The organism is Proteiniborus sp. (genome assembly GCF_040308045.1).
Taxonomy (GTDB): Bacteria; Bacillota; Clostridia; order Tissierellales; family Proteiniboraceae; genus Proteiniborus.
In genome coordinates this window covers 68,351-79,088 of record NZ_JAWRHZ010000057.1, presented here as the reverse complement: position 1 = coordinate 79,088, position 10,738 = coordinate 68,351, and the positions used below count along the sequence as shown (strand labels likewise).

Below are 10,738 nucleotides of genomic sequence, written 5' to 3'. Positions count from 1 at the left end.
AACAACTTTAGGAGATGGCACTTTATCCATCTCTAAATGGCTATGACAACCTAAAGTCTTGGGGGCATGTATATTGACTAAGAGGAAAAGAGCTAAAGAGAAGAGTGCATGAAAATTTTGAGCTAATTGGACTTTCTGACAGATTAAAAGATAAGGTAGAGAAATATTCTGGAAGTATGAAAAGAGGATTAAATATTGGAGTGGCTCTTATTCACAAGCCAAAGATGCTAATTATGGATGAGCTAACAGCTGGTATTGACCCTCAATCAAGGAACCATATATTAGAAACTGTAAAAAATATTAAACAATGAAGGTATGACAATTCTTTCTTATGATAGATGTAAAGAAAATTTAATAAAAATATGTCGCGTAACTAGATATGCGACATATTTTTTATGCTTGTTTATAATGCCTTAGTTAAGCAAAAATTACAACTTGTAAATGAAATATGGAAATGGTAAACTTATGATGTGATAGTATGTATTTTACAAAGGCTTTTAGTGCTAAATACATATTGAAATTACTTGAAACTATTTTATAATACTATGTAAAGAGGATGTAGATTATGACTAAATGGGACAAGTATCTAATAGTTTTAGTATTATTACTTAGCTTATTGGGGATATATTTTGTTAAATATTATGCAACTGATGGTGGAAATAAGTACGTTAGTATTCAAGTAGATGGAGAAGAAATTAAAAAGATTTCATTTGGGGCAAATATGGTAGGCAAAACCATTGACATAGAAACAAAGTTTGGCTATAACAAAATAGAGATTGGCGACGGAAAGGTTAGAGTTATAGAAGCTGACTGTCCCGACAAATTAGATGTTAAACAAGGATGGATATCTAGCCAAGGAGAAGTAATTGTCTGCTTGCCAAATAGAATGGTAGTAGAGATAAAGTCTGAAGACAATGCAAATGATGAGATAGATCATATTAGTTATTAGAAAAGGGTGAGACGCATGAAAAGACTTAGAAAACTTATTTTTTTATCATTGTTAGTTTCTTTAGGACTTGCCCTTAGTATAATTGAATCTATGATTCCAATACCTATCTTGTTACCAGGCATGAAGCTTGGACTAGCCAATATTGTTTGCCTTATTTCCTTAGTATTGTTTGGCTATAGAGAAGCTTTTATTGTAGCGACACTAAGGTCTTTAGTATTTGCATTGGCTACAGGAAGTTTTTCAGGCCTAGCCTATAGCCTTTCTGGAGCACTATTAAGCACATTAGCAATGACTATTGTGTTTAAGTATTTTTCTAGCTATTTCAGCTTAATTGGTGTCAGCATTTTTGGAGCCATATTCCATAATGCTGGACAGCTTTTAACTGCTAGTCTAATAATGGAGAATTTAAAGATTTTCTCATATTTTCCTTTCATGACATTATTGAGCCTTTTTACTGGTTATTTTGTTGGACTGGGCTCAACATTAACATCTAAGAATATGAAAAAAATAATGGGGGAAAATTAGAATTAGCATAAGGAGGTAAACATGAGAACAAGAAATAGGAGTTTAGCGCTTTTAATTGCACTAGTTATTATTGGCGTAGTATTAGGTAGTGTTATTGGGAACTTATTAAGTGATAAGATTCCTTTACTGGCTTATAGCTATCCCATTGGGCTTAAAACCCCTGTACATCTAGACCTAAGTGTGATAGAACTTACTCTTGGTTTAGTTATTGATGTGAATATGGCCAGTGTTATTGGATTTTTATTAGCTTTCCTTATGTATAAAAGATTATAGGGTGAGCTTATGAAAAAAATAGTTTTAGCATCATCATCTCCACGAAGAAAAGAAATACTAGATAGATATAATATTGATTTTGAAAGTATAACAAGCCATATAAATGAAAAAGTTTCATCTGATGAGGACCCTATTCAGGTAGTTATGTCATTAGCTTTTCAAAAAGCAGAAGACATTGCTATTAAACTTGATTATGATGCAATAGTAATTGGTGCAGATACAATTGTTTATATGAATAGTGTATTAGGTAAACCAAAGGATGATATAGATGCTTATAGGATTTTGGAGAGCTTAAGTGGCAAAGAACATTGTGTAATTACAGGATTAGCTATTCTAGATATTAATTCAGGGAAAAAAGTAATTGATTATGAGATAACTAAAGTTAAATTTAGAGAATTACCGTCAGAAAAGATTAATAGGTATATAAATACTGGAGAATTTAAAGATAAAGCTGGAGCTTATGGTATTCAAGGATATGGGGAAATCTTAGTAGATTGGATAGAAGGGTCTTACTCAAATGTAGTAGGGTTGCCCATAGTGAAATTAGATAAGCTTTTAGAAAGGCATTTTAACACAAAAATTCTTTAACTATCTTTTAGGAGGGGCTATGGAAAAAGACTTTAGTTATACGATTAAAGATTTACCAGAAGATGAAAGACCACGAGAGAAACTTTACAAATATGGACCTAAAGCATTATCAAATACAGAACTATTGGCTATAATCATAAGGACTGGGAACAAGGAAAACACAGCTATTGAAATATCCCAGAAACTTTTAGCAGGAAAAAAAGAAGGAATTTCTTTTTTAACAGATACAAGCATACAGGAGATAACAAAGATAAAAGGAATAGGAGTGTGCAAGGCTGCTCAAATACTTGCTGCTGTAGAGCTTGGTAAACGTGTTATGACTGGAACGCATAAAGACAAACCAAAGATAACGACTCCTTCAGATGTTGCAGATATACTAATGCTAGACATGGCACATCTAAAAAAGGAGCATTTTAAAATTGTAATGCTAGATACTAAAAATCAAGTAATAGGAATAGAGGATATATCTATAGGAAGTTTAAATTCTTCTATAGTTCATCCAAGAGAAGTATTTAAGGAGGCTATAGCAAGAAGTAGTGCCTCAATTATTCTTGTTCATAACCACCCTAGTGGTGATCCGACTCCTAGTAAGGAAGACATAGCTATTACTAGAAGATTAGCTGAAGGAGGGGACATTCTAGGAATTAAGGTGCTGGATCATATAATAATTGGAAACAATAGATTTTTAAGTTTAAAAGAAAAAGATATAATTTAAGGCTTTTACTAGGAAGGAGCAAAAGAAGATGGGTATATTTAATTTATTTACGAAGGATATGGGAATTGACTTAGGTACAGCTAATACATTAGTCTTTATGAGAGGTAAAGGTATAATTATTAGAGAACCTTCAGTTGTTGCTATACAGACTAATACAAAAGAAGTTTTGGCAGTTGGTGAAGAAGCTAAAAGAATGATAGGAAGAACACCTGGGCATATAGTAGCTATTAGGCCCCTAAGTGATGGAGTTATTGCAGACTTTGATATTACTCAGAGTATGCTAAAATATTTTATTAGAAAGGGTAATCGTGCGCGTTCACTTTTCTCACCTAGAGTTGTTGTTTGCGTGCCTTCTGGTGTAACTGAGGTTGAAAAAAGAGCCGTTGAAGAAGCAGCTATACAGGCAGGGGCTAGAGAAGCTTTTTTAATAGAAGAGCCAATGGCTGCAGCCATTGGTGCTGGACTTCCTGTACAAGAACCTAATGGTAGTATGGTAGTAGATATTGGAGGAGGTACAACAGAAGTAGCTATTATCTCATTAGGAGGAATAGTAACTAGCAAATCTATTAGAGTAGCAGGAGATGAACTAGATGAATCAATTGTTTACTATATTAAAAAAGAGTATAATTTAATGATTGGTGAAAGGACAGCAGAAGAAGTTAAAATACAAGTGGGTTCAGCAGATTTATCAACAAATAAAGAAAGAAAAATAGCTGTTAGAGGAAGAGATTTAATCTCTGGACTACCAAAAAATATTGATATAAGCTCATCTGAGATTTATGAAGCAATGAGAGAACCTATAGCAAATATTATTGATGCAATAAAGTTTACTCTTGAAAAAACTCCACCTGAGTTAGCTTCTGATATTATGGAGCAGGGAATAATGTTAACAGGCGGAGGAGCATTACTAGAAGGATTAGACAGACTTATAAGAAAAGAAACTGGAATGCCTATTCACATAGCAGAGAATCCTTTAGACTGTGTTGCTATAGGAACAGGAAAGGCACTAGAGGACATAGAAACATTAAAAAAAGTTGCTAAAAGTTCAAGAAAGTTAGGATAAGTGGTGATATACATGACCATATTTAAAAAAATAAAGGGGAGAATGATAGTGACTATTGTCGCTATCATTCTAATTGTAATTATTGGGATTACTGCTAGCGACAGGGAAAAGATAACATCAATTGAAAATTTGATAGGTAGTATTATTACTCCTATTCAAAAGATTTTTTATAATAGTAGCGAATCTGTTGTTGGAACTGTCAAGTCTATAGGTAGTATTACACAGCTTAAAAATGAAAATTCTAGTTTGAAGGAAGAGAATGCCAAATTAAAGGAACAAGTAAGGAATTACGAAGACATCATAAGCAAAACTGACTATTTAAGAAATGCTGCAATATTAAAAGAGAAGACAAAATATAACTTAGTTGAGACACAAATAATTGGAAAGGATCCAGAAAACTGGTTTGATAGATTTGTAATTGATAAGGGCTCTAAAGACGGTATTAAAAAAGGAGATGCAGTCATTCAAGGAATAGAAGTTGATGGTAATACTATTGAAGAAGGACTAGTTGGTAGAGTAGTTGAAGTTGGTGATAACTGGGCTAAGGTAATAGCCATAATAGATGAAGGTAGCAATTTAAGCTTTAACGTTATAAGAACTCAAGATGGTGGAATAATAAAGGGTGATTTTGAAGGCAATATTTCAGGCTATCTTTTTGATACAAAAGCAGACGTTGTAAAGGGAGACAAGCTATTAACTTCTGGTCTTGGTGGAATTTTTATCAAGGGGCTTTATATTGGAGAAATAAGTGAAGTTACAAAGAATAGTGATGATCTTTTAGTCAATATAGAAGTAAAATCAGCTGTGAATTTTAATAAACTTCAAAATGTTTTTGTTATAATTGGAAAATAGGTTAAAGGAGTAAATAATTTGAGATATTTTATTATAGCTATTGTGGTTTTATTGAATTTTTTAATAGAGTCTACTATATTGCACCAAGTAAGTATATTTGGGGTTATACCTAATACATCTTTGATTATTATAGTATGCCTTGCTCTTCTTGGAGGCAAAAAGACCGGAAGTGTCTTAGGATTGATACTAGGGCTATTAGAAGATATGTTATTTTATGATGTTATTGGAGTACATGCTCTAATTTATTTCCTTATTGGCTATATTATTGGACTGACAGATAAAAAAGTATTTAAGGAGAATTTGTTTTTACCCTTTGTTTTCACAACTATATCAACATTTGCCTTTCATATAATTTATTATGTATTTATGTACTTTTTATCTATAAATGTTGACTTTATTAGCCTTATAAAAAACATAGTTATCATAGAGACCATTCTTAACTCTTTATTGTCTATTTTCTTTTATAAACAGTTTCTTAAGTTATATCGCCAACCTCATATAAGCTTTAGAAAATAATAAGGAGGTGAGTTAATGAAGTTCTTGGAAAAAATAAAGGACAGGTATAATATTCTCACATTTCTTGCCTTTTTTATATTTGCTATTTTAGCATTTAGGCTGGCGTCTTTGACTATTGTCCAAGGGGAAGAAATGAGGAAAATATCTGATACAAAAAGAGTGAAACAGATATCTATAACTGCGCCTAGAGGAGAAATAAGGGATAGATACGGAAGATTATTAGCAGGCAATGAGCCTAGTTTTACAGTTCAGATTATGAAAGATGAGTTAAATATAAAAGACTCGACTAAACGAAACAATGCAATACTAAAGCTTATTAGAATACTTGAGGAAGAAGGGGTAGACTATATAGATGAGTTTCCCATTAATTTGAATTGCTTTTCATATAATAGTGATACTATGTATATGGAAAACAATAAAACGCCTAGTGAATACGTTACAGACTTAATTTTAAGCAACAGTCTCGTAGGACAATTGATTAATTCTACTATGAGAATAGATAGTGATACAGAGTCACGAATATTCTTTACTGCAAGAAGGGCAGTTAATACTTTCGAAAATGAAGGCATATCAATGCCTATAAAAATAGATTTTGATGAAGCAAAAAATGTTATGTTTAATTATAATTCGAATGAAGATTTAGAAAAATGGAGAAAAGAAAACAGTATTTCAGGAGATGAATCTGCAAGGGATTTTTTGATTTCTAAGATAACAGAAAATAAGAAGGTTTTAATGAAGCTAATTAATGACCCTATTGTAAGTGAACTTACTTATGAGGTTCTACTGAATAATGGATTAGCCTCTAATATTACGCTTATGCCATATAGTTTTAGTTTTGACGAAGAATTAAAGTCTATCAAAAGAAGTCTAATGAAGAGCTTTGAAAATATAACAATGAGTAGCTCTGCTAAGGATGATTTTGTAAATATTATTCTACAAACAGATGCTAAATACGAAATTCTTTCGAATATTTTTGTAAAAACAGATAAAGAAGAGAACGAAAAGGAGATAACAGTACCAGGACAGATTTTAATAGAAAAGCTTAAGGAAAATAATATTAATACTCCAATAGCTATTACTTTAGATGAGGAAGCAAATAAAGTTTATTATAAATATAATAGTGATGAAGAGAAAGAAGAGTTTCATAGAAGTGAAAAAATAGAAGGAGAATTAACAGCTGTTGAAGCTTTAATATTTATAGCAAATAAGCATGATATTATGACTGATTTTATAATTGATGACAAGGTTAAAGTTATAGCACAGGAAAAAGTTTTAAGTTATGTAAATCCTAAAATATCTATTGCTAATTGGGAATATTCAGTATTAAACAATAAAAAGAACTGGATTGATCAGTATAAAATTCCAGAGGGAAGTAGTGCTGAAGAAGCATTTGAATTTTTAGTTGAGAAGTTTAAAATAGAAGAAGATTTAAATAATTATGAGACAAGATCTATAATGTTAATTCTAGAGCAATTAAATAAGCAAGGACATAGAGCTTATCAGCCAATAAATTTAGCTTATGGAATCAGAAATAGTACTGTTGCAAAACTAGAGGAAAATAAATTTGATTTACTTGGTGTAGGAGTTTCAATTGAACCAGTGAGGTATTATCCTCATGGAGAAACTGCTGCACATATTTTAGGCTATTTAGGCAAGATTTCACAACCATCAGAGATAAAAAAGTATATTGAAGAGCAAAGTTATTCGCCTAACGATATTATTGGTAAGACAGGAGTAGAAGATAGCTTTGAACAGTATTTAAGAGGAGTAAATGGTAGAAGGCGTGTAGAAGTAGATGTATTAGGGAATACAATAAATGTACTAGACGAGGAAAAAGCTATACCTGGGAACAATTTGTATCTTACTTTAGATCTTGAACTGCAAAAAGTTGCAGAAGATGCTTTAAAGCAAGCTATAGATCAAATACAAATAGGCGGAGAATTCAAAAGTAAATGGGGTAATTATAAATATTCTAAAGCATATAAGAATGCTACTTCGGGAGCTGTAGTTGCAATAGACGTAAAAACAGGAGAGGTGCTGGCAATAGCTAATTATCCTTCATATGATCCAAATCTTTTTGTAACAGGTATTTCGGATGAGGATTGGCAAAGCTTAATGCCTGAACATGATGAAGACCCATTGGCACCAAGACCTTTATATAATATTGCCTTACAGACAGCAATTCAGCCGGGATCTATATTTAAGATGATAACCGGTTTAGCAGCGCAAGAAAAAGGCATAAAAGCAAGCAAAAAAATATATGACTATGGAAAGGTGGAAATAGGGAACACTGATTTTGGCTGTTGGCTGTGGAATAGTAATAGAGGCTCACATGGATGGGAAAACCTAGCAGAAGCCATAAGAGATTCATGTAACTATTATTTTTATAGTGTTACAATGGGTAGAAATCCTAGGACTGGAGAAGGTCTTGGAGGGAAAGTTGATATTGAGGACATATTAAGAGTTGCTACCGAATTTGGTCTTAACGATAAAACAGGAATAGAAATAGCTGGAGAAAGAGCGGTTGGAGTTCCTGATATAAATTCAAAGACAAATAACATAAAAATAGGATTAAGAAGATTTTTAAATGCAAATATCAGAAACCATATTAAGGAAGACATTCATTTAGATGAAAAAGATATAACGAAAGCTATAGATGAAATAGTAAGCTGGGCTGAATTTGAAGAACCTCTTAGCAAGAGAGAAGTAATTAGAAGATTAGACAAGCTTAATATCAATGGAGAAAAGAAAATTGAAGGAAGTAAGAACGATCTTGCTGATGTCATTAAATTTACCTATTTAAATCAATCTGGGTGGAAACAGGCAGATACATTGAATATTTCAATAGGTCAAGGACAAAATGCCTACACACCAATTCAAATGGCAAACTATATGGCTACTTTAGCAAATGGTGGATATAGACATAATGTAAGTGTTGTTTCAAAAGCTGAAAGTCATGATAATTCAAAAATTGTATATATGCCAAAAAGAGAAACTAATAGAGTTGCTCTTAAAGATTATAACTTCATTAATGAGGTTAATAAGGGCCTTGGTATGGTTTCAAGTGATGGTACTGCAAGGGCTGTTTTTAAGAATTTTCCTATAACTGTAGCAACAAAAACAGGTACTGCTCAAAAAGATGGAATTAATCCATTAACTGGTGAAAAATACGATAACTATGCTTGGTTTGTAGCCTATGGACCTTATGAGGCTAATAACCCAGATGCAGCAGAGATTGCTATCGCCGGAGTTATATTTCAAGGAGGAAGCGGTGGATATGTAGGTCCTGTAGCCAAGGAAATAATAGCTCAATATCTTGGGCTTAATTATGAAGCAAATGATGAATTTGCTGTAAGAAATAAATTGGCTAAGTAGTTTCCTGCTTGCCAATTTATTTTTATTAATAATAAGAAGGAATTATGCGAAAAATGAAGAATAAAAGTAATAGCTGTATACTTTTTGGAGGGTGGCATATGAATCAAAGCTTAGTTTCATTTAAAGGTAATAAGGATGGTATATATATTTATGTTAAAGAGGGAAGCTTTCAAAAAATAAAAGAACAGCTAGATAGTACTTTGAAGAAAGCAGGCTCTTTTTTTAAGGGAGCTAAGGTAATTAGCATTAAAGGGAAAAAACTATCTGTAGATGAAAAGGAGGAGCTAAAAGGTATTATAATTAATAAATATGGACTAAATGTCGATGATATTACTGATGTTATTGATGAAGAAGTAGATTATTATGATTCAACACAATCCCAATTTTTTGAAGGAATTGAAGACGGTTATACTAAATTTATACGAACTACTATTAGATCTGGGCAGACTGTGGAATCTGATGGCAATCTCGTTATAATTGGAGACATAAATCCTGGTGGGATTGTTGTAGCAAAAGGCAATATAGTTATTCTTGGTGCGTTAAGAGGTATAGCTCATGCCGGCTGTGATGGCAACAGAGGAGCTGTAGTTGCAGCTTTTCTTCTTCAACCAACACAGTTAAGGATAGCAGATATTATAGCTAGGAAGCCTGATGAAGAAATAGAGACTTCTAGATGGCCAGAAATAGCTAGGATAGAAGAAGACGCAGTACTTATAGAAACTTATCTTCCTAAAAATAAATAAGAATAGGGGGCTGAATTTTATGGGAGAAGTAATTGTTGTTACATCAGGAAAAGGTGGAGTAGGCAAAACTACTACTACAGCTAATATAGGCACAGGTCTAGCAATGGAAGGTAAAAGAGTTGCTATAGTAGATGCTGATATCGGATTAAGAAATCTTGATGTTGTTATGGGACTTGAGAACAGAATTGTTTATGATATTGTAGACGTAGTGGAAAAAGTCTGCAGAATTAAACAAGGGCTTATTAAAGATAAGAGATATGATGGATTATTTCTCTTACCAGCTGCACAGACTAAAGACAAAAATGCAGTAAGCCCTGCGCAGATGCAAGAACTTAGTAATGAATTAAAAGAAATGTTTGATTACGTTATTATAGATTGTCCAGCAGGAATAGAGCAAGGGTTTCAGAATGCTATAGCTGGCGCAGATAGAGCTATCGTAGTTACGACTCCAGAGATTTCAGCTGTGAGAGATGCGGATAGAATAATTGGACTACTTGAAGCTAAAGGATTACATAACCCTAGACTAATCGTAAACAGGATAAGACCAGATATGGTGAAAAAAGGAGACATGATGAATATTGATGATATGATCGATATTCTAGCAATAGATTTAATCGGAGTAGTACCTGATGATGAGGCTATTGTTATTTCTACAAACAAGGGTGAACCTGTTGTTACTGATAATAAGGCGCTCTCGGGACAAGCATATAGAAATATTGCAAAAAGAATAATGGGAGAAGAAGTAGCACTATTGGATTTAGAAGTGGATGAGGGTGTTTTTGGTAAACTAAGAAAGTTATTTTTTGGAAAATAGCTAAAAAGGAGGGGTAAAGTTGGACTTATTTAAGTTATTTAGCAAAGGCGAGAACAAAAGTAAAAATGTTGCAAAAGAAAGACTAAAGTTGGTATTAATTCATGACAGGGCTAATATTTCTCCTCACTTTTTAGAAATTTTAAAAGGGGATATAATAAGAGTAATCTCTGATTATATGGTAATTGATGAGGAAGGATTAGACATAAAGCTTACTAGGACTAGAAGAGAAAGCGACAATACTCCTATACCTGCGTTAATCGCAAATATTCCTATTTTAAAGATGAAAGAAGGATCTGTAAAGTAAAAGTATTTAATAGGAGGGCAA

At 32.6% G+C, this 10,738-nt stretch carries 13 protein-coding genes; all 13 read left to right on the top strand.

All coding sequences use genetic code 11. The features are described 5' to 3' along the window. Nucleotides 1–104 precede the first annotated feature (104 nt). The 13 genes from ABV008_RS12335 (at nucleotide 105) to minE (ending at nucleotide 10,717) form a co-directional block, all read left to right on the top strand. The gene (locus tag ABV008_RS12335) at nucleotides 105–311 is read left to right on the top strand and encodes an ATP-binding cassette domain-containing protein (protein WP_352420131.1); all 207 of its coding nucleotides are present in this window, start codon (nucleotides 105–107) and stop codon (nucleotides 309–311) included. Between the two features lie 254 nt (nucleotides 312–565). Then, on the top strand, nucleotides 566–949 hold the full coding sequence (locus tag ABV008_RS12330; protein WP_352420130.1) for a NusG domain II-containing protein: 384 nt from the start codon (nucleotides 566–568) through the stop codon (nucleotides 947–949). Nucleotides 950–964: 15 nt separating this feature from the next. Then, entirely contained in the window at nucleotides 965–1,474 is a 510-nt protein-coding gene (locus tag ABV008_RS12325) for a Gx transporter family protein (protein WP_352420129.1), read from the top strand. Between the two features lie 21 nt (nucleotides 1,475–1,495). After that, on the top strand, nucleotides 1,496–1,747 hold the full coding sequence (locus ABV008_RS12320; RefSeq protein ID WP_352420128.1) for a DUF4321 domain-containing protein: 252 nt from the start codon (nucleotides 1,496–1,498) through the stop codon (nucleotides 1,745–1,747). Nucleotides 1,748–1,756: 9 nt separating this feature from the next. After that, nucleotides 1,757–2,335, top strand: a complete 579-nt coding sequence (locus ABV008_RS12315; RefSeq protein ID WP_352420127.1) for a Maf family protein — start codon at nucleotides 1,757–1,759, stop codon at nucleotides 2,333–2,335. 19 nt (nucleotides 2,336–2,354) lie between these two features. After that, nucleotides 2,355–3,050, top strand: a complete 696-nt coding sequence (radC, locus tag ABV008_RS12310) for a RadC family protein (protein ID WP_352420126.1) — start codon at nucleotides 2,355–2,357, stop codon at nucleotides 3,048–3,050. 28 nt (nucleotides 3,051–3,078) lie between these two features. Beyond that, complete coding sequence (locus ABV008_RS12305) at nucleotides 3,079–4,113, top strand: rod shape-determining protein (protein WP_352420125.1); 1,035 nt, start codon at nucleotides 3,079–3,081, stop codon at nucleotides 4,111–4,113. Nucleotides 4,114–4,161: 48 nt separating this feature from the next. Beyond that, complete coding sequence (gene mreC, locus ABV008_RS12300) at nucleotides 4,162–4,965, top strand: rod shape-determining protein MreC (protein ID WP_352420124.1); 804 nt, start codon at nucleotides 4,162–4,164, stop codon at nucleotides 4,963–4,965. Nucleotides 4,966–4,983: 18 nt separating this feature from the next. Next, nucleotides 4,984–5,481 carry a rod shape-determining protein MreD gene (gene mreD / locus ABV008_RS12295; protein WP_352420123.1) on the top strand — a complete coding sequence of 166 codons (498 nt, stop codon included), beginning with the start codon at nucleotides 4,984–4,986 and terminating at the stop codon, nucleotides 5,479–5,481. 15 nt (nucleotides 5,482–5,496) lie between these two features. Beyond that, nucleotides 5,497–8,856 carry a penicillin-binding transpeptidase domain-containing protein gene (locus ABV008_RS12290; protein WP_352420122.1) on the top strand — a complete coding sequence of 1,120 codons (3,360 nt, stop codon included), beginning with the start codon at nucleotides 5,497–5,499 and terminating at the stop codon, nucleotides 8,854–8,856. Nucleotides 8,857–8,954: 98 nt separating this feature from the next. Next, nucleotides 8,955–9,599 (top strand): septum site-determining protein MinC, encoded by a 645-nt coding sequence (minC, locus tag ABV008_RS12285; protein WP_352420121.1) that lies wholly within the window; start codon nucleotides 8,955–8,957, stop codon nucleotides 9,597–9,599. Nucleotides 9,600–9,618: 19 nt separating this feature from the next. Beyond that, complete coding sequence (gene minD / locus ABV008_RS12280; protein WP_352420120.1) at nucleotides 9,619–10,413, top strand: septum site-determining protein MinD; 795 nt, start codon at nucleotides 9,619–9,621, stop codon at nucleotides 10,411–10,413. Nucleotides 10,414–10,432: 19 nt separating this feature from the next. Continuing rightward, nucleotides 10,433–10,717, top strand: coding sequence for a cell division topological specificity factor MinE (minE, locus tag ABV008_RS12275; RefSeq protein ID WP_352420119.1), 285 nt, complete (start codon nucleotides 10,433–10,435; stop codon nucleotides 10,715–10,717). Nucleotides 10,718–10,738: the final 21 nt, after the last annotated feature.

What these genes read in the sequence shown, in the direction of transcription:
- ABV008_RS12305 (WP_352420125.1), top strand. Translation starts at nt 3,079, where the DNA reads ATGGGTATATTTAATTTATTTACGAAGGATATGGGAATTGACTTAGGT.
- ABV008_RS12330 (WP_352420130.1), top strand. Translation starts at nt 566, where the DNA reads ATGACTAAATGGGACAAGTATCTAATAGTTTTAGTATTATTACTTAGC.
- radC (WP_352420126.1), top strand. Translation starts at nt 2,355, where the DNA reads ATGGAAAAAGACTTTAGTTATACGATTAAAGATTTACCAGAAGATGAA.
- ABV008_RS12315 (WP_352420127.1), top strand. Translation starts at nt 1,757, where the DNA reads ATGAAAAAAATAGTTTTAGCATCATCATCTCCACGAAGAAAAGAAATA.
- minD (WP_352420120.1), top strand. Translation starts at nt 9,619, where the DNA reads ATGGGAGAAGTAATTGTTGTTACATCAGGAAAAGGTGGAGTAGGCAAA.
- ABV008_RS12325 (WP_352420129.1), top strand. Translation starts at nt 965, where the DNA reads ATGAAAAGACTTAGAAAACTTATTTTTTTATCATTGTTAGTTTCTTTA.
- ABV008_RS12320 (WP_352420128.1), top strand. Translation starts at nt 1,496, where the DNA reads ATGAGAACAAGAAATAGGAGTTTAGCGCTTTTAATTGCACTAGTTATT.
- minC (WP_352420121.1), top strand. Translation starts at nt 8,955, where the DNA reads ATGAATCAAAGCTTAGTTTCATTTAAAGGTAATAAGGATGGTATATAT.
- ABV008_RS12290 (WP_352420122.1), top strand. Translation starts at nt 5,497, where the DNA reads ATGAAGTTCTTGGAAAAAATAAAGGACAGGTATAATATTCTCACATTT.